The organism is Hahella sp. NS-SX17 (assembly GCF_057367735.1).
On sequence record NZ_CM170632.1, the window covers coordinates 3,152,343 to 3,171,798 of the forward strand.

The window sequence follows — 19,456 nt, forward strand, 5'->3', positions numbered from 1 at the left end:
AGTATTGGTTTATAACTAATTTATGAAGAACGTATTACATTTAATCGACACCACAGGTCCTGGCGGTGCGGAAACTGTATTTATTCAATTATTGCGGAATTTGTCCAAAGACAAGTATCGCCATTACGTTATTTTGCGTGGCGAAGGCTGGGTTGCCGATCAAGTCAGGGAATCGGGCATAGAGCCCGTGTTCATCGACTCCAAGGGGAGCTTTAACCTTGGTTATGCCTGGGCGCTGGTGCGATTTATCCGTTCCAAGAAGATTGATGTCATTCATGCTCATTTGATGGGGTCCAACGTGTATGGCTCCTTGGCCGCCATGTTGACGCGTACACCAATGATCGCCACCTTTCATGGTGGGGTGGACGTTGCGAAGCAGGAAAGGCTATTAAATTTGAAATTCAAGTTAATAAGTCTTGGAGCTGACTCTATTGTTTGTGTTTCAAGGAAGCTGGAAGAGGAGTTGAAGCGGCGGGGGGATCTCGAGAGCAGCAAGCTCATGCTCATTTACAATGGGGTTGACCCAGAGCAGTTCTCGATCCAGGGAGGAGGGTTAAAGCATGAACTTGGGTTACCCAATGGCGCAATTATCGTACTCTCAGTGGGCAATATACGACCTGCTAAAGGATATGAGTATCTAGTAGAGGCCGCCGCCAGAATGAAGGAGGCTCACGAATATCACTTTATTGTTGTTGGGCATCAGAAAAAGAGCCTTTATGAAGATTTGATAAGGCGAGTTGAGTCTCATGGTGGTGTCCCTAACCTGCATTTCTTGGGCTTTCGCTCTGATGTGAAGGACTTATTAGGGCAAGCGGACATTTTTCTTTTGACGTCGACTAGTGAAGGGTTTTCCATCGCAACTGTCGAAGCCATGATGGCCGGTGTGCCTGTCGTGGCGACACGTAGTGGCGGTCCTGAGGAAATCGTTGAAGATGGCGTCACAGGCCAGCTTGTACCGATCAAAGACCCAGAAGCAGTTAAAGCGGCTATATTGAAGCTCCAGGATGGCGATTATGCTGAGAGAACTCGGCTGGCGGCATTACAGTCAGCCAGGGAGCGGTTTTCCCTTTCCAGCATGGTCAGCGAATACGAAGGCCTATACGATAAGTTGACTGTGCAAGTATAAGGCTGATCTTTCGGCTCAAATCAGCATGCCATTTACATGCGAGTGCGATTTTAAGCGAAGCTAAAGGGCTAGCTTCGCAAATCTCGTAAGTACTTCTTCAACTCAAATATAAAGGGCCGGAAGTCTGACAACCTGTTGATCTCGTGCTTGGTATTGCCATTGGGAAGCAGGAAGCGAAGTATTTCAAGTAGTTTTTGTGCCAATGGATACTGTTGCGCCGGCGATTTCAAGACGAGATATAGACGATCAAGATCGCCCAGTAACCAACGCATTTTTCGCCCTACAACGAATGTATCAACTGGATTAACTTCGCCATTTTTGAAAGAGGCCAGAAGGAGGTAGGGAAAGTCGACCCCTGAATCGATAGCTAGTTGTAGAGATCCCCAGAAGCGTGGGTTGATCTCCATCAAATAGGGCGTCCCGTCTTCCGCCACCTTGAACTCTACCATCGCTACGCCGTTCCAGTCTGCATGGCGCAGTAATGTATCAGAAATTTCTTTCATTTGGGCGTCTACGTCTTTGGACTCGCATAGTACGCTGACTCCCCCTGAAGGTGGCTTTTCCCTGAGTCTGCGATGGGAAAAGTGACAAACAGGGTTGCCATGGGAGTAGAGGGCGAATAAGCCTTGGCCTTCACCTTTAATGTAGGACTGGATCATGAAGGGAAATTCGCGGAAATAACGCCTTTTAAGGGCCTCTTCAGCCTCGCAGCGAGAGTGCGCGATGATAACGGTCGTGCTGATAATCTCATCGTTGGTCAATATGCGGGATTTAAATGGCTTTAAAACAATAGGGTACTCAGTAATGTCAGCCAACGCTTTCTGCGCCTGCTCTATACTTTCTATATATTGAGTATGAGGGGTGGGGAGTCCCAATGACTGCGCTAGCTGAAACAAGCGGTTCTTGTTGGCCAAATGCTCTATCGACTCGGCTTTGGAAAATGGCAGAATTAAGCCTTTTGGCAGCTTGTCCCTGTTTTCCAGAATGACGTAGGTAGAGGCTTCCGTGACAGGTAGAAGGAAGTTGATCTGTTGCTCAGAGATAACTCTCATTATGTCGTCGAAGAAAACGGAGGGTTTGGCGTAGGGGGAAGCGTAGACGCCCTTTTTGCTAGAGTACCGGGAGGCCCCGGCAAGCGTGTCAAAGGTCTCGTCTGCAGTCATAACCCAAATGCCCTTGCTTCCAAGAGAGCGAGTGGCGGCGAGAGCGGAACGTTGGTTGGCGTCAAGTATAAGGGCGCGAGTATTGGTCATGGTTGGTTGGTCGCTTGGTGGCAGGTAAGTGGCGGTAGCTGAGATGCCGGTGATAGTAATTGGGTAAGTGTTGAACTGTCAAAAGTTGTCTGCTGCGGTTTGAATAACTTCTCGCAGTCTCTATAATCGCGCTCGTGGAGTTGGTCCGGCCCGGCGTCAAAGTTAAGGTGAATCATTTTGGGTAAACTAAAAAAGTTACTAAAGTTGTTGTCAGAGTATCTTTTTACGGTGCTGGGATTATATAAAAGACACACAGATATTCCCTCGGGATTTTCTACAAAAAGGGTGATATTTGTCTGCAAAGGAAATGTATGCCGTAGCGTGTATGCGGAAGCCTTTCTTAAGGATAAGCTTATTGGCGGTAATGGCGCGGCTATTGAAATCGTGAGCTGTGGCCTGGTAACCGATGGCGGAACTCCGGCTAACCCCAGAGCCAGAGAAATAGCGGCGGAAAGAGGGGTAGATCTGAGCGAGCACAGCAGCACGCGAATTCAAGATATGAGTATAAGAAAAGGCGATTTGTTTGTTGTTATGGAGCCTTATATGACTCATGCGCTGAACAAATATCGAAAGGACGACACGGAGACTCACGTCCTGATTCTGGGAATGATTGGTTCAAATAAAAAACCTACGATACCAGATCCGTATGGCAAGGATATTTCGGTTTTTAATAAAGTCTTCGATACGATTGAGTCGAAACTTTCAGTACTGCAGAAAAGCTTGTAATGAATTTTCCTCAGTTAGGCCATCATTCAGCTTCTAATCAAGGGAATAAAGCGAGTGAGCCGCCGCCTCAAAGTGACATGGAGCGGCTGTACTCCATGGACATTAAGTTCATTTATCACACAATAAGGGCGGAGGGATTCGCCTTTATCTGTATTTGCGGGTACTTGTTCTTTGAGTATGTTAGACCGCAGTCGATTTATCTGTGGCTTAATGTGTTGCCCTGGGTGCCATTGTTTATTCTGTCGGCTTTCCTTTTTCACTGTGTTGAAAAGAAAAAGAAGGTTGATACTGGGCATGGTATAAACAAGCTTATGATCCTATATGGTATTGTAGTGCTTGCTTCTGCGTCGGCCTCTGAATACAGCGCGGCTTCTTTTAACCGCTTATGGACCTTTTTTGATTGGTTCCTGTTCTATTTCATGATTGTAACAATTGTGAATAATGAAAAGCGATTCTACATATTTTTTCTTTCGTTCCTAATATATTCTTTTAAAATGTCTCAGCATGGATTTATTTCATGGATGAATAGAGGCTTTGCATTCGCTAGCTGGGGCGTCACTGGGGCTCCAGGCTGGTTTCAGAACTCGGGTGAAGTCGGTATCCAAATGGCTATATTTACGCCTCTTTCTGTAGCCTTTCTCTTGGGTATTAGTTTGTACATCAACAAATACTGGAAAATATTCTTCAGTCTGTTTCCGTTTACCGCTGTTGGAACTGTTATCGCCTCATCTTCAAGGGGCGCCCTTGTTGCTGTTATTGGCGTAGGTGTTCTTGCATTGGCTAAGACCAAGCACTTTTTTAAGACAGCGATAGTTGCAGGTTTGGTTGGGTGGATTGTTGTTGTTTCCGTTCCTGATGAATTCAAAGCTAGGTTTGAAACCTCAGGAGAGGACAGAACTTCGTTGCACCGTATCGAGCGTTGGGAACAAGGCTGGGAGACCATGAAAAAGTACCCTGTTCTTGGCGTTGGGCATGAAGCCTGGACGGTATATCATCCAAGACACTTCTCTTCCGAGGTGAAGGGAAGCAAGTTGGTCCACAATATATTTGTGCAGTGCGGAACAGAGTTAGGCTTTGCAGGTATAACCGTACTTGTGCTGCTGATACTATCCAGCTTTGTGACGGACTATAAAGTGCGCAAGCTGGCGAAGAAGCTGGATAACAAACTATATTATTATTTATCGTTTGGGTTTGACTTCGCTATGATCGGTTTTTTGATCAGCGCCAGCTTTGTCACTGTGCTGTATTATCCATATTTATGGATACACTTGGCTTTGATTGTATGTATGCATAACTCCATAAAAAGAACTCAAAAGGAGCAGATGCTGAAAATGCGAGAGTCCAAGCTGGCGGGTGAGGCGTTGTGATGGGGGACTCCAAGAAAAAGTGTAATGTTTTAATGGTGGACCAAGGCCTGTCTTTTGGCGGAGCGCTAGTTGTGTTGCTAAGTTTGGCCAAATCATTACCTGATGACTTTCATCCGGTTATTGTTACTGCTATCAAAGAAAACCCGGAAAAGTGGGTTGATGCGGGGGAGATTAAGGTCGTTAGCTGCTCTCCTACATTTAACTATCTTGACTATTTTCGGGTTAGTCATAAGATTTCTAGCGTAAAGAATAAATTGGTTCGTAAGTTGTTGATATATTCGTTGTCTGTATATTCGACATGTAAAAATCTTTTCTATGTGAGAAACTTGGTAAGAATTATTCGAGAGAATGATATCGACATAGTGCATGCAAATAACAGTGTGTATGTGCTTATGGCTGCGGCCTTCGCCAGAAAACCATGTGTTTGGCATATTCATGGTGTTGTTGAAAGTCCATTATCGTTTCTTGAAAAGCTCTTTTCTCCAAGCGTCAAACTATTCTTGGCGATATCCAAGTTTGTTTCCGCATCCGCCACCAAGAACAAATATCCCCCCGAAAGGCTCAAAGTTATTGAGAATCCTGTTGATCCCGCCGCCATTGATTGGCAGTTGGGTGAGACTGAAGCTGGAAAGATTAGATCGCAATTTGAATTATCAGATGAAGATTTTGTTGTCTCTATCTTTGGCCGAATCATTCCCTGGAAAGGGCAGTTGGAGCTTATTGAAGCCATTGCAAGGGTCGCGCAGCACCGTCCCCAAGTAAAGCTATTGGTTGTTGGCGACGCTTCGGAAGGATTCAGTAAAACATACAATGAGAAGATAAAACGCCGGATTGAAGCTCTTGGAATCGAAGAGAATGTCATATGGGCAGGTTTTCAGAAAGATGTGCGGCCGTTTTACGCGATCTCTGACTTAGTTGTTCACGCGTCGATTGACCCAGAGCCTTTTGGTTTGGTGATTATCGAAGCGATGGCCAGTGGTTGTCCTGTTATTGCATCTAATCTGGGGGCTGCTCCTGAGTTGGTGGACGATGGCGAAGACGGCTATGTAATAGACCCGACGGATGCCGATCAGTTATCTAGGGGAATCATGACAATTATCGATAACCCTGAGCTAAGGAGAGGCTTTGCGGAAAAAGGACGGCGCAAGGTCTACGAACGATTCCACCCGCATTTATACGCTTCAAGAGTTGCGGAAGAATACTCTTCTATTGTTGGCGGGGGCGGGAAGGCTGGACTATGAGCGCTCCTCAACCAAACTCGGGTAGCCCGGGGGCTATCAAGCAAACCAAGACATTGGTCTCAAATACGGCGATATACGGCCTTGGCACCATAATACGTTCTTTGGCCAGCTTTCTGTTGCTGCCTATTTATACTCAATATCTGCTGCCCTCAGAATATGGAATTATTGAACTGCTTGGCATGCTGGTTGATTTGGCCGGTATTTTTTTTGGGGCAAGAATTGGGCAGGCCTTTTTGAGGTATTACGGACTGGCGAACTCCGAAAGTGAGAAGTATCAAGTTACTGGAAGTGCGCTGGGAATGACGTGTGGTATGCATCTATTGGCGGTATTTACGCTAATAGCATTTTCAGCACCTATCAGCGAACTGCTTTTTGGATCATCGAATCTAAAAACACTGGTGCAATTGTACTCTTTGAATATGCTGCTTGGAGCGGTGATGGAAATCCCGTTTGCATACCTTAGAGCCAATGGAAAGGCCTTCAAATTCCTTGGTTATTCCGTGTTACGGCTTGCACTTCAAATATCATTTAATCTCTATTTTCTTATATATCTTGAAATGGGTGTGTATGGAGCCGTCTATGCTTCAGTAATGGCGTTCTCATTAGCAGCGTTGGCTTTAACGCTTGGAGTGGTTGGCGAACTGAAGCCTGAGTTTAAATGGACTACAGCGAAGAGTATGCTGGGGTTCAGTTTTCCTATTATTATCGCAGCATTGAGTATGTTCTTCATTACATACTCTGATCGTTATTTCATTAGTGCATTTTTAGACTTGGACTCTGTCGGGATCTATTCCCTGGCGTACAAATTTGGCTTTATGTTATTCGCCCTGGGGTGGACGCCTTTTCTGAACATGTGGGATGCCGAAAAGTATCGCATCTATAAAGATCAGGAAAGTCATTACCTGTTTGACGCAGTTTTCAGGGTAGTGTCAGGCATTTTGGTGTATATGGCGTTTGGAATCGCCTTGTGGTTGCCAGTAGTGTTGCGGTTTATGTCTGATGAAAACTACTGGGGAGCCGCCAATATCGCTCCAATCGTTTTGATAGCCTATGTGCTTTTAGCTTGGACTAACTATTGTAATCTGGGTTTTTTTACAGCAGGCAAGACAGGGCGGTTTGGCTGGATTTCTGTAGTTACCGCGGTTTTCTGCGTGTTGGGCTATTGGGTGTGGATTCCAAGTTATGGCATGTACGGTGCGGCTTGGGTGACAGTGCTGGCCTTTTTGGTCAGGTTCTTGTTAATCCACCACTTCGCAAAAAAGCACTTTGACATGCAGCTTAAATGGCGCAGTCATATAGTGTCACTTTTACTTGCACTTTCCTTCTATCTGTTGTCCGAGTATTGGATATTCTCAGATATGGACCCTGTCGGCGGTTGGGCAATCACTATCAGAGTCGCTTTGTCCCTGCTTTATCCTGTCCTGGCGGTAGCGCTGGGGGTAATTCCATACGGGCACTTGAAAATGTTTTATTTGTCTATCATCAAGAAGCGCGGTAAGTAGCTAACTATGGGCGTGAAAGCAAACTTGTTTGTCATCGGGGCGATGAAATCTGGCTCCACTACGTTACATGATTGCCTGGCGAAACATCCGGATATACACATGACGGAGGAAAAGGAGCCAGGTTACTTTGTGCCGGAGTTGTGGGAGGGGCGTGCAGAACAAGAGTATCTGGACTTACTGTCGCCGGGAGGAAATAAAAGATATGTAGGAGAGTCCAGTACTCATTATACAAAACTGCCTACATATGCCGGCGTACCAGAGAAAATGCATGCTTATAATCCTGAAGCGCGAATCTTGTATGTAATGCGACAGCCTATCGCCAGGGTTATAAGCCACTATTACCACAATGTTCGAGATTTATATATGCATGGTGAATCTCGCAGTATAGAAAAAGCGATTCAGAAGGATCCCGCCTATATTGCCTACTCTGATTATGCGTATCAACTCAAGCCATACTACGACCTGTTTGGTGAGGGCAGTATTTATATACTTACCTTTGAAGACTTAGTGTCTGATCAGAATAAAGTGATGGGTGAAGTTTTCGCCTGGTTAGGGCTGGACGCCAATTGTGATCTGATGGATCAGGTTGATTCCAACAAGGCCCCGAAGACCTATAGAAAGGTGCGGGGGTTAGGATTGTTGAATAAATTTCGCCACTCGAAAGTGTGGGGGGGCGTGTCGGCATTAGTGCCAAAAAGCGTAAGGCGTATGGGTGTTAAATTAGCTGAGACCCAAAGTAGTGAGAAGCTTACTCAAAACGAAATTGATGGGGTCTATGAGATGTTGACCCCAGTTTTTCAGGAAAAAGTAGCGGAGCTTCGCCGTCTCACTGGCAAAGATTTTAGTGTGTGGAACTTATAGGATGATTAACTCAAATCAGTCCGCTTCCCTCTCTGGACCGGATTTCATATGCATTGGAGCTCAAAAAGCCGGTACTACTTGGCTTTATGATCAGTTGGCGCAGCACCCAGAGGTTTGGCTGCCAGTGATAAAAGAGCTGCATTATTTCAACTTTGCGCAACCCAATGCTCTTCTTGCAGGTAAGGAGGGATATCCTTGGGGAACGCCAATGGAGCGAATGCGCTTTTTTAAGCAGCGTCCTGACATGGAAACGCTGAAGTGGTTGCTGCGCTATAACTTCGGCGCGAAATCAGCATCCTGGTATCGCAGTCTTTTCCCTCATATTGGCGGAAAAGTGAGGGGAGAGCTGACGCCGGCGTATTCTACGCTGGACGATAAAGGCGTTGATTTGGTGAAGCAGACAGTTTCAGACCATTGCAAGATTATTTTGATTATCAGAGATCCTGTTGAGCGCGCATGGTCCGGGGTGAAGATGAACTATCGTTGGACTGGAGAGGATATTACTCATGAAGAGCTCGATGGCCTGAGAGCAAGAATCGGTTCTAATACCGTCCAATTGCGGTCTGAGTACTCGAAAATTATACCTCGCTGGAAAGAGCGCTTTCCTGATTGTTTCAACCTTTTGTTCTATGAGGACCTAAAAGCCGCTCCAGAGGCATTTTATAAGCACGTATGTCGTTTGCTTGGGATTTCCCAAGACTTTGTTCCCGAAACTCTACTTAAACGCTCAAATGAGGATAGAGAGAGTATCGGTATGCCAAAAGCGGTAGGTGAAATATTAGAAGAGATGTTAGTGGGTGAAATTGAGTTTTTTAAGTCTGCCAGGAAAGAGTACTTGCGAGAGGAGGGTCAATGGCTAGGCCGTTGAAGATTCTCTCAGTAAACAAGCTGAAGTCAAAGGTTGAAGGCGTAGAGGTAACCTTTTCGCCTTTTGTTAGTAGTGGCCTTGAGGTAATTGGGGAGTTATTTGGCTTCATTCGCAGGGCTTATGTTAATGATGTAATACTTGCTTGGACGCCGAATCTGAGAATGCTTTGTATCTTTTTTCTGGTCAAGCTATTAACGCTGGGAAGAGTCAAGGTAGTCTATTTCGATGTTGTGCTTAGTCGGCCTAAAAATCAAAAGGATAATGTCAAGATATTACTAAAGTCCTTTTTACTAAAGGCCGCCAGCTTAATTATTTGCGTGCATAAAGAAACGTCTGGATACCTCAAGTACTATCGGATCTCTGAAAGCAAGATTACTTATGTGCCCTTTAATGCGAATAACTATGGGATATGTGACGATTTTGTAATTAATGAGGGTGACTACATATTATCTTGCGGCGCCTCACAAAGAGACTTTGATACTTTGTGTGAGGCAGTGCGTGATTCTGGTTATCCTCTAACCATATTGTTGCCGGAGCAAAGTATAGCAAAGCATAATGCGCGCATTGACAAGGATAATCTTCCCGAGAATGTCAATTGGATAAATGCTTTTTTGCCTAGGAAAGAATGGTATGACTATTTGGCCAATTGCAAAATGGTAGTCATTCCTATTATAAAAGACGTCATTCAACCAGCGGGTATCAGTGTGTGCTTGGAGGCTATGCTATTTAGAAAGCCTGTGATCATCACCCGGGGAACCTCGACGGTAGGTATCCTGGATGACTCTCTTGCCATGGTTGTCTCTCCAGAAGATCGGATTGAAATGCGGCGCGCCATTGACGCTCTGTGGAAGGATGGGAAGAAGAGGGCGGAATTGGCGGAAAGGGGCTATAATTACGCTTATAGCCTCGGAGATAACGAACGCGTGGAGAGGGAGGTTCAACTCACTGTCCTGGAAAGATTTTGTTAAAGCCCTGGAAGTACTCTTGTGACCAAGTCGATAAAAATACGTACCGTAAAAGAAAGCGGCTCTTCTGTAACCGAATCCGGAATGGAATGAAAGTATACTGCTTATGAATTTATTGTTGGGGGGCAAATATGAAAATCAGATTTTTAACAGCCGTTTGCGCGTTGACGCTTAGTCTAAACGCATTCTCAGAAGACTTTTCGAGAGAGGTTACCTTCGACAGCGGAGCGATAGGAGCCAAAGCTGAAACTGTTGATACCTTTGACGGAGTTGCGGGACGTACAACCTTCTCGACAGCCTTTCCTAGGCCATTGGTGGAAGGGGCTGATCCTCAGCATGTGATGATGACGATCAAGGAAGGTGAAACAGGTTGGGGGGTATGGGGCGGAGCTATGAATTTCCGCAAGAACCTGTACAAGGGTGATATCTTTTGGGCCTCTTTTCACATGTATGTCCCTGATGACTTCAAGTTTTATGCAGCTGGAAATGGGGCGCTGAAGTTTTTACGAGTTCGCACTCGAGCTTCAGAAACCGGCAATGGCGTTGGTGGCTTTAATGACTTTCAAATAATGGATGACCCTTCATTTAACGGCTCAGTATACAGGTTCATCAAGGAAGGTGCTGCAGGCCGAGGCTGGAAGTATATTGGTACAAAAGAGGAGAAGAATGAGCTGTTGCCCCGCAATAAGTGGTTCAAGGTTGAAATTAGTTTAAGGTTTGACTCTGTTCCAGTAAGTGAAGGCGGTCTGTCGTACTTTAAGTTATGGATCGATAACAAGCTGGTGTGGGACGGTAAGGATGTTCAGACTTTAACGAGTACTGATGATTGGGCCGACTCTTTATATTTCTTTACATACTGGAATGGCAAAGCGCCAAAGACGCAGTCTCTTTACATTGATAACATTGTAATGAAAAGCTCATTGGATCCAGCGGAGCTTAGGCCGCAAGATAGAGATGCAAGTGGCAACCTATATATAGGGGAAAAGGGAAATCCATCTGCACTCTATAAGTCGCCTCCCAGCAGAGTAGAAGCAACTATTCAATAATTAGTCAGGGCAATGTGAACCTAAGTATAATTATTCCGGCTTTCAATGAGGAGTCGGTAATTGAAGAGACTCTGAACTCTATCAAGATGTCTCTTCAAGATATCCCTCATGAAGTTATTGTCGTTGATAATGGTTCTACCGACAGGACCCCTCAAATTGTAAAAAGCCTGGGCTGCCAAGTGCTGGTGGTTCCAGGCGTTCTTATTGGTGAGCTGAGAAACATTGGCGCGCAGGCGGCTTCTGGAGACATTTTACTATTCAATGACGCAGATGTCCTTTTAACGCCGGAGTGGCGTCTCGCATTTCAAAGGCTTAAAGACGAGATTGCTACGCAAAACTTGATTGTTGGCGGCTCTCTTCAAGTATCCGATCCTGAGAATAGACTTCATAAATACTGGTTTCAGCCTCTATTGAATAAGAAGGGTGGACAGTGTAACTACGTGGGAACCGGTAATATGCTGGTGTCACGCCGTCTATTTGATCAAGTGGGCGGGTTTAGTCGTGAGTTGCGCACTGGCGAGGATTATGATTTTTGCTTGAGGGCGCGGGACTTCTGTAGCGCGAGGATTAGGTATGTTCCTGAACTATGCGCTATCCATTTGGGGTACCCTCAGAATATAGGCTCTTTCTTTCGGCGAGAGCAGTGGCATGGTAAGGGCGATGTTCAAAGTTTGCCCGCGCTTTTGAAGTCTAAAGTGGCTATATTCTCGATTGCTATAGCAGTGCTTGTTGTTTTGTCTATCTTGTCAATTGCTCTGCTAAAGTGGGGGGTGGCGTTAATGTTTGTAGCTATAACGGCATCCCTTGTTGTTTTTATGTCCTATTATAAGGCGAATGCAGTGGGCGGGCTTGAAGGACGTTGCTACCATATACTTTTGACTTTTATGTACTGTATAGCCAGGGCGACCTCCAAGTTTCGGTAAGTCCCTTATATTTAGATTCACCTTAACTAATATTGAATAATGGCGGCAAAAGTGTTGGAACCGGCTCGCGATGATGTAAGCGTCTCAGTTGTTATCCCGGTGTATAATCGCGCCCACGTTGTTGGTAGAGCGATTGATAGTGTGCTTTCACAAAGTGCTGTGGAAGGCGTTGAAGTGGTGGTGGTGGACGATGGCTCCCAAGACCAGCTGGATGAGGCGCTGAAGCGTTACGAGGGGAGAATTAAGCTTATAAGAAAGGAAAATGGAGGGGTGTCCAGTGCAAGGAATGAAGGGACTATCAATAGTTCAGGAAAATTCATCGCCTATCTGGACTCTGATGACATATTTGAGCAGGGAAAGCTAAGTAAGTCACTAGAAGTGCTGAAAAAGAAGCCCGATGTGGGTTTTGTTTTCAGCGACTTTTCAAGATTCAATATTGATGATCCTAGCGCCAAATTGGAGCAGACCAACTCGTATTTCTTCAATAATATATATCGCTATACTCAAGCGCCGATTGAAAGTTTATCTTCAAAGTCATATTACCTTTCTCAAAAAGAAGTGTTTGGGTTGTTGCTTGCGGGTTATTTTATGTCCCCTTGTACGCTGGTAATGAGAAGGGAGCTTTTTGGTAAAGTCCAAGGGTGGCCCACGGAGTTTGATATATCGGAGGATTTTCACTTTTTTCTTCGTTTATCTATTATTGCTAACGCGGTTTATATTGATGAGCCACTGATTAGCGCAGGGCGGGGCGACAACAACTTAACTGAAAATCATCAAGATTGTGCAGAATCGGACATTAAAGTACTGAAGGCTTGTCTGAGTATTGAACACTTTAGTGATGTTCAAATACGGCAGATTAAAGTGGCCATTTCAGACAGGCTGGAGCGTTTAGGCTGGGGGCTAAAAAATAATTGCTTATACACCGAGGCTAGTCGTTGCTATAAAGAAGCCTTTAGTTTTAAGCCCTCAAACATAAAGGCGTTGATTAACTATTTACTGTTATTGCCAAAGTCCTGATAGGATGTCCTGCGCCTACTCCTTAAAGGCTAGGGATTGGTCTTTTGACTTTTTAAGGATCGAAATACTTCATCCAGCCGGATTTGGGCCTCTTTTACTTTGTCTGTGGGCGCTCTCGCGATTTTGAGTAGGTCGTCTAAAGATTCACTTCCGGTCAGTTGATAGGGCTGTGGCTCTGCATCAATTGCGGTTCCGTAGTCCCTGAACTTAAACCCGCCGCCAACAACCTTATCTGATAACGACATCCAGATATTGGGTATTCCAAATGCGTCTGCGGATATTATTCCGTGTAGAGATGAAGACAAAATATATTCACACTCATCTATATCCTTGAAGACCTCTGCCGGCCTTCTTTTGACGCTGATTAGCTTTATTTCAGAGGGGTAACGACTGGTTAGCTGAGCTATACGGCTGTCGGAAGCATCTACATAGTGTGGAATTACTCCCAATACATACTTCTTATGGGCTCGCTTACCCTGTAAAAGCTTTGGCGCTAATAACCCAGGATCTCCAAGTGTTACTTTGCTTGGGGCCTTTATTCTCTCTCTAGTAAGGCTCCCTCTGACTGCAAGCACGTTCGCATTTGGCATGGGGAATTCCAAGTCTTTAATCAGGCCTGATCCCAGAATATGCCCTTTATACTCAATGGAGGAGAATTGCAGGATGCTGCCTGTAGATAGGACTTCACAACTTGAAGCCGAGGCGTGAACAGGCGTAAATCCATAAAATTTTAGTAGTTCAGGGGTAATAAGGTCCCCGAAATTGGTCTCTCGGTTCCACCAATATGCAGTGATTTTGTTCCCTTTAATCGAGCCTAACACTGAGCTGTACTTCTTATTAGCGACTCGTTTTACGCTGTTCAGTCCTTCGATAGTCTTGAGGTAAAGGCTATTTGACATGTTGCATTTCCAGGTATTAGAAGAGCTATTGGGGCAAATGTAGGTTATTTGCCGCCAACTAGCTTTTCAGTCAAGCTTGTTAAGTTTTGAATTTGAATCTTGGTAGAGAACTGATGCTGCACTCGTGACACTGCGTTTTGGCTGATTTCTTTGATATTTGTGTTCTGACTGCATAGCCTGTGAATGTGCTCAGCAAGCTCTATGGCTGAACCTGGCGTAAACAGATGGCCGGTTTTGCCATCTATAATTGTTTCCCTCAGACCCTGTAAGTTAGAAACCAGAAGAGGAAGTCCAGAAGCTTGCATCTCAATTGATGACATGGTGAATGAGTCCCAACCGGTAGAAGCGATAATACCAGCTATGCAGCTGCGATGTATTTTATGTAGATCATTGCGATAACCGCCAAAAATGACTTGTTCTGACGCCTTTTGGTTGAGTAAGGCTTTGTATGGAAGGGCCTCATCATTTTTGTTTCCAAATAAGATAAAGGCTATGTCGTCCCGAGAAGTACAGACAATGTTGGCGGCTTCGGCTATGACCCGTACGCCTTTCCTTTCCTCAAAGTGGCCAGAATAGAAAAGAAGTTTTTTTTCTCTAGGGATGCTAAAAAGGTCGTGAGCGTAATATCTATCTTTCTCATCGGGATGATACTTTCCTGTATCTACTCCCAAGTGACATAGCGCTGTCTTATCTTTAGGTATGCCTCTGCCTAAATAAGCTGATTGGCGCATAGCCTCGGACTCGAAAATATATAAGTCAGGGCCGTACCTGTGGCGCATGACGTCAAGCTTTTTCAGTAGTAGCTTGAGCCCCCTGTTGACACTACTCATAGGGGCCCCCCAATAAGCTATAAAGCTGCTAACGCCAGCTAATCGAGCTGCTTTGTAGTAAGGGAGTGTAACTGGTTGGTCGAAGCCAAAAATAATGTTTATCGCATTCTCTTTTAGGTATGACACAAATGAGTCTATTTTATCGGGAGCGCTTTCTCTGTCGGAAAATTCTACAAAATTGTCATACCCTTCTGGGGTATAGTCTGGGTATCCGTTTTTATAGCTTGGATAGCACAGATGGATATTGTTCACGGAGCCGGCAATTCGCAACGCCATGCTCCAGAACACCTTCTCTAAGGAGCCTATCGCATAACCAGTATTGGCTTCACAGTGATATAAAATTAGAATTCTATTCATTTATTGCTATCGACTGATGGGGTAATAATACTCCTTGCCTCTAGAAAAGCGATAATGCTCGCCACTGATTCGTCAGTAGTTTCTTTGCTTGTATCAATCATTAGATCAGGGCTTTCCGGTGGCTCGTAGGGAGAATCAATCCCGGTGAAGTTTTTGATGGCGCCTTGTCTAGCCTTTTGGTAGAGGCCTTTAGGGTCGCGCTGCTCACATACTTCTATTGGCGTGTTTACAAATACTTCAATAAATTCTCCGGGCTCATAGAGAGAACGGACCATTTTTCTGTCGTCGCGAAAGGGGGAGATAAACGCTGTCATTACTATCAGCCCTGCATCAACCAGTAGCTTACTGGCCTCTCCCACTCGACGAATATTTTCTATGCGGTCTCTATCAGAGAAGGTTAGATCCTTGTTCAAGCCGTGACGCACATTGTCCCCATCCAATACATAGGTATGATAACCGCGTTTGTGTAACGCCATGTCTAATGCATTGGATACAGTAGATTTTCCTGAACCGCTCAGCCCAGTAAACCAGACAAGACAAGGCTGCTGGTTCTTTATCTCCGCCCTTTCTTGCTTTTTCAGCTTGAAATCATGCCAGACGATATTCTCTTGTGTCATCTAATTGGTTCCTGATTCTAATAATGGAAAGTAGAGGGAGAGGTATTCCTGTGATTTACTGGTCGAATCAAAGTGGCTTCTCAGGTAGCTCAGCCCATTTACTCGGATTTGCTCCCTTTGATCTGGGTTTTCAAGCAGTTGCTCAACTGCTGAGGCGTAACCGGCTGCGGTATGCTCGTTAACCAATAGGCCGGCGACCCCATAATTAAGTGCTTCGGGAATACCTCCAACATTGTGAGCAACCACAGGGACTTGCAGCGCAAGCGCTTCAAGTAGCGTCATGGGCAAACCTTCGTGATCTGAGGTCATCAGAAGTAAGTCCAACTTTGCAATTTCCGGAGCTGAGGGGTCAACAAAGCCAGTGAGTTCAACGAGCTGGCTTAAGCCTTTTTGGTGAACAAGTTTCTCAATAGCGCTTCGTAGAGGACCATCGCCGATTACTTTGGCTTTTATATTGCGCCGGCCTCTTTTCTGTAGCAGTTTGATAGTCTCAACAAACAAATCCACTCGCTTGACGGAGGCTAGGCGGCCCACGATGCCAATGGTGAAAATGTCAGCTGAAGGTTTGCTCATTGAGAGCGCTTCCAGCTCGCTGCTATCGATGAAGTTGTATATTTTAACTACTTTTTTGGGATATATATCATTGAGAGTCTGGTAGAGGGGGCCAGAAACGGCCACAATTCGATCAATTTTATGCTTTGTTAATAGCAGATCTGCAAGATGTACCAACTTTTTGTGCGGTTTTTTCCATGAAATGTTCGACTCGACGCCACCGTGGATAGTGCGGACTATGCTGGCGATGGGTGATTGTATGCTCGCAAGAGCCCCCAATATGTTTTCTTTGAAGCCATGCGTGTGCAGAATCTTGCTGTTGTGATTTACGAAGTGGCTACGAATTTTGCTTATCATTGCGATAGGGGACAGGTTTGCTTCATTGGCTATGGTTACTTCAATTTGAAGTTCACGAAGTTTATCTGCGAGTACTCCTTCGTTAAACAGAACTGACGAAATATCCAAGCTGTTCGTGGCGCGCAATGCTTTGCATAGCTCATAGAGTTGCTTCTCTGCGCCAGCCCATACATCCCCTGATGCGATATGTGTGAGGTGTGGGCGCGGGCGTCTCATTCGATTATCCATTACTTAATGTCGCGAAGAAGTCTATTCTTGTTGAGGAGTTTCCATCGTGAAGATTGTGGCGCTTCAACTGCATTAATGGGGTTACAGGGGTGTTTGCTCCCTGAATGGTTGTGCACGCTGCACTGTAATGATTGGCTACAATTTGCGTACCTTTTTCAGAGGTGTTTCCATTTGGGTAGCAAAAGAACTCTGGTGAGCGCCCTGTCGCCTGAGCAATTTTGTCTTTTGATGTGGCGATTTCATAGTGCAATTCATCATCATTGTCTATTTTGTTTAGCCTTAAATGCCGACAGGTGTGGGAACCAAAATCAACCCAGCCTGAACTCAATAGTGCTTCAATATCCTTTTGATCCAGTAGGTTTTTACCGAATGGTACATCGGCTCTCTCATTGAATGTTTTCATGGCCGTCAGGTCTATGAGCTCATATAGAGCCCTGTCCTCTAAGGTTTTACAGAGGTTAATGACGGGATCTAACTGCTCGATATCAGGCATCGTTCTCCAATTGAGAGTGGCGCCTAAGTCCCTTAGCCATTGAAATTGCACTTCACTGAATGCATTGGGTGCTTCTTTAAAAGTCCGTTTCAGGAGATATATTAGCTTTTCCGGCCAGAATAAGGTGTCTTGATTTATGTAGTCCGCAACAAGAAATATAGTGCTGGAAATTTTCTCTCTGGCGAGAATGGGGGTAGTGAACTCCGCATTGTCTCTCCAGCCGTCATCAAAGGTAACGGCAAAATAGAGGTTTGGAGAAAGAAAGTCTTTTTGTTTTGACCACTTGTCCAATGATATGGGAATTGCGCCAAGCTTCTTCATCCACTCCACATGTTGAGCTACCGATTCTGGCGCTATCATCATCCCAGGTTGCTCATAGTTTCTCCTAGTGTCTTCTAAGGGCAGAGTGCGGTGATAGGTTAGAATGTATAGGGTTGGTTGACTAGGTTTCTTACTTCTCAATAGGAAGCTGATGCAGCGCAGGCTCTGAAGCACCTGCCGAATATAGCTCTTAATAAACATTCACACGCCTAATATGTGGCAAGCCCTATGTGGTCACTTGGCATTACGCACGGGGCTTAAGGATCGGGCCTAACCTTTGTTGGCAAAGTGTTTGGCGGAATACTGTGATAGCGACTTCATACTATCATTGCCTTCTCTACACTCTTCTTCTGAATTGCAGTACTTGGCAATAGCGATAAGTCCGCCTGATTCGTCACCAGCCAGTTTGGAAAAAGCCCCCAGTATTTTTGCTTTGATATTACTTTCTGCAATTAGGTCACCCACTTGGTACCAGTGCCATATGAGTACATAGCTTTCGACGTTTTTTCTCTTCAATAGTGTTTGAGCTATTTTTTGTTCTTGATGGGCTAAGGGCAGAGTGACTGAAGAGGAGCTAATCGTGCTCCACTGTTTCTCATCAAAAAGCCGGTTATTAAAGTATATCAGCTCTTTGCCTTGATGCTGCTCGAAGTACCAGTTTACGCTTAGCTGGAGGTTCTCGCCCTGGTCGTTAATGTATACGCCATTTGCGTTCATGTCCGTGTTGTGGAATTCTGGCCTCCAGTCAGTGTCCTTAATCAAGGGGCCTTTCCAGGCTTGGTTTCCGGCAGGTAAGTTTTGAAAAATGGCAGTATCAGAAGGCTCATTTTGTGTTGCTAAGGAAAGAGCCAGGAGCCATGCAGGGGAAATGAGCAGTATAACTAAGGTAACCCCAACTAAACTGGCGCTTCCGCTTGACGCTGCTTGAAGATTGAGAGTGTCGCTTTCCGATGGGGCCTTTTCTGCTTTGGAGCTTGTTTTCGCCCCGCTTCTTTCAATGAAATGGGCGGATAAAAAGAGAGGCAGCAAGCATACCAACGCGAAAATGATCCATCCATACACTTCGTGATCATTAACCAGAGAGCTTTTCATGTCGGTCTGGTACCCAGCGTAAATGATGCCAAAAACCCGGATCCAGTTCGCCAACATTGATAGAAATATACTGGTGACGAAAAGCGTCAGGCTTCTTTTTATGTCTTGTAAATACAGAATTCCGTAAACATTGGCGATGAACATGGCCACCAAGAGGTAGCGAGAGCCACTACACCCTCCGGCTACAAAAAATGTGCCTTGAGGAATAGTAATGTACAGATCCCTAATCACTGCTGGGATATCGAATATACCCAGAAGAAGTTGATTGGTCACAACGGTAATCCGCTGCAGCAATGGAGCAAGGTCATCCCAAACTGGCAGGGCGAAGTAGAGTAGGGCCAATGTGGGGACGACTTTGATGAAAAATTGACGGCCATACAGGAATAGACCGCTGAATATTAAAAAACAAGGGATGCTCAGTGTCGCTACAGTTCTGACGTCGGCGGCTTTAGCCAATAAGTGGGCAACGGCTGTTATAGCTAGCGCAGGGAGAAACAGCCACCATCTGTCAGGCTGGAGTTCAAAAATTTCTTTCCGCTTTGAATGCAGGAGCCAAATGGTAACAAAAAAGACTAGAAACCCATGGGTGTAGTCGTAAGAGTCATTCCAAAGCTGAAATAACGACAGCCAGTCTTGCCAATATCCAAGAGATATAGCTAAAAGCACCAGGGAAATTGTGATTAGGTTAAACTTTTTTATCTCTGACTGCATTGCTCGCACAACTAAAATTCAGTGATTGCGCACTATAAAGAAGAACAAAAACGGAGATCAACTGGTTTTGTCTCCTTATAACTTTTTCGTCAGCTTTTTTTACA

Annotated in this window: 18 protein-coding genes; 11 read left to right on the plus strand and 7 right to left on the minus strand. The window is 45.1% G+C overall.

Annotated features, from left to right (window positions below; all coding sequences use genetic code 11):
- The first annotated feature begins 22 nt into the window (after positions 1-22).
- Positions 23-1,126 (plus strand): glycosyltransferase, encoded by a 1,104-nt coding sequence (locus tag AC2IBB_RS14195; RefSeq protein ID WP_486333489.1) that lies wholly within the window; start codon positions 23-25, stop codon positions 1,124-1,126.
- A 68-nt stretch (positions 1,127-1,194) separates the two neighbouring features.
- Here the strand turns inward: AC2IBB_RS14195 and AC2IBB_RS14200 are convergent, their stop codons facing one another.
- Entirely contained in the window at positions 1,195-2,379 is a 1,185-nt protein-coding gene (locus tag AC2IBB_RS14200) for a carboxylate--amine ligase (protein WP_486333490.1), read from the minus strand.
- A 177-nt stretch (positions 2,380-2,556) separates the two neighbouring features.
- Here AC2IBB_RS14200 and AC2IBB_RS14205 point away from each other — a divergent pair, with 177 nt between their 5' ends.
- From AC2IBB_RS14205 to AC2IBB_RS14250, 10 genes are all read left to right on the plus strand, one after another.
- On the plus strand, positions 2,557-3,105 hold the full coding sequence (locus AC2IBB_RS14205) for an arsenate reductase/protein-tyrosine-phosphatase family protein (protein ID WP_486333491.1): 549 nt from the start codon (positions 2,557-2,559) through the stop codon (positions 3,103-3,105).
- A complete protein-coding gene (locus AC2IBB_RS14210) occupies positions 3,105-4,472 on the plus strand; it encodes an O-antigen ligase family protein (protein WP_486333492.1) in 1,368 nt (455 codons plus the stop codon). Before AC2IBB_RS14205 ends, AC2IBB_RS14210 begins: the two co-directional genes overlap by 1 nt.
- Positions 4,472-5,713 carry a glycosyltransferase family 4 protein gene (locus tag AC2IBB_RS14215; RefSeq protein WP_486333493.1) on the plus strand — a complete coding sequence of 414 codons (1,242 nt, stop codon included), beginning with the start codon at positions 4,472-4,474 and terminating at the stop codon, positions 5,711-5,713. The genes AC2IBB_RS14210 and AC2IBB_RS14215 overlap by 1 nt, the downstream gene beginning before the upstream one ends.
- The gene (locus AC2IBB_RS14220; protein WP_486333494.1) at positions 5,710-7,215 is read left to right on the plus strand and encodes a lipopolysaccharide biosynthesis protein; all 1,506 of its coding nucleotides are present in this window, start codon (positions 5,710-5,712) and stop codon (positions 7,213-7,215) included. Before AC2IBB_RS14215 ends, AC2IBB_RS14220 begins: the two co-directional genes overlap by 4 nt.
- A 6-nt stretch (positions 7,216-7,221) precedes the next feature.
- Entirely contained in the window at positions 7,222-8,076 is an 855-nt protein-coding gene (locus AC2IBB_RS14225) for a sulfotransferase family protein (protein WP_486333495.1), read from the plus strand.
- A 1-nt stretch (position 8,077) separates the two neighbouring features.
- Positions 8,078-8,944, plus strand: coding sequence for a sulfotransferase family protein (locus AC2IBB_RS14230; RefSeq protein WP_486333496.1), 867 nt, complete (start codon positions 8,078-8,080; stop codon positions 8,942-8,944).
- The gene (locus AC2IBB_RS14235; RefSeq protein ID WP_486333497.1) at positions 8,929-9,912 is read left to right on the plus strand and encodes a glycosyltransferase; all 984 of its coding nucleotides are present in this window, start codon (positions 8,929-8,931) and stop codon (positions 9,910-9,912) included. Before AC2IBB_RS14230 ends, AC2IBB_RS14235 begins: the two co-directional genes overlap by 16 nt.
- Before the next feature lie 128 nt (positions 9,913-10,040).
- Entirely contained in the window at positions 10,041-10,955 is a 915-nt protein-coding gene (locus AC2IBB_RS14240) for a hypothetical protein (RefSeq protein ID WP_486333498.1), read from the plus strand.
- A gap of 14 nt (positions 10,956-10,969) precedes the next feature.
- On the plus strand, positions 10,970-11,878 hold the full coding sequence (locus tag AC2IBB_RS14245) for a glycosyltransferase family 2 protein (RefSeq protein ID WP_486333499.1): 909 nt from the start codon (positions 10,970-10,972) through the stop codon (positions 11,876-11,878).
- Between the two features lie 39 nt (positions 11,879-11,917).
- Positions 11,918-12,895, plus strand: a complete 978-nt coding sequence (locus AC2IBB_RS14250; protein ID WP_486333500.1) for a glycosyltransferase — start codon at positions 11,918-11,920, stop codon at positions 12,893-12,895.
- Positions 12,896-12,924: 29 nt separating this feature from the next.
- On the opposite strand, the gene AC2IBB_RS14255 is transcribed toward AC2IBB_RS14250, so the two are convergent.
- The 6 genes from AC2IBB_RS14255 to xrtA form a co-directional block, all read right to left on the minus strand.
- On the minus strand, positions 12,925-13,794 hold the full coding sequence (locus AC2IBB_RS14255; RefSeq protein WP_486333501.1) for a polysaccharide pyruvyl transferase family protein: 870 nt from the start codon (positions 13,792-13,794) through the stop codon (positions 12,925-12,927).
- Between the two features lie 44 nt (positions 13,795-13,838).
- Positions 13,839-14,981, minus strand: a complete 1,143-nt coding sequence (locus AC2IBB_RS14260) for a glycosyltransferase family 4 protein (RefSeq protein ID WP_486333502.1) — start codon at positions 14,979-14,981, stop codon at positions 13,839-13,841.
- A complete protein-coding gene (cysC, locus tag AC2IBB_RS14265) occupies positions 14,978-15,598 on the minus strand; it encodes an adenylyl-sulfate kinase (RefSeq protein WP_486333503.1) in 621 nt (206 codons plus the stop codon). Before cysC ends, AC2IBB_RS14260 begins: the two co-directional genes overlap by 4 nt.
- Positions 15,599-16,723, minus strand: coding sequence for a glycosyltransferase (locus AC2IBB_RS14270; RefSeq protein ID WP_486333504.1), 1,125 nt, complete (start codon positions 16,721-16,723; stop codon positions 15,599-15,601).
- A gap of 4 nt (positions 16,724-16,727) precedes the next feature.
- Entirely contained in the window at positions 16,728-17,549 is an 822-nt protein-coding gene (locus AC2IBB_RS14275) for a polysaccharide deacetylase family protein (RefSeq protein WP_486333505.1), read from the minus strand.
- Positions 17,550-17,819: 270 nt separating this feature from the next.
- Positions 17,820-19,352: an exosortase A gene (xrtA, locus tag AC2IBB_RS14280; RefSeq protein WP_486333506.1), complete on the minus strand. Its 1,533-nt coding sequence runs from the start codon at positions 19,350-19,352 to the stop codon at positions 17,820-17,822.
- Between the last annotated feature and the right edge of the window lie 104 nt (positions 19,353-19,456).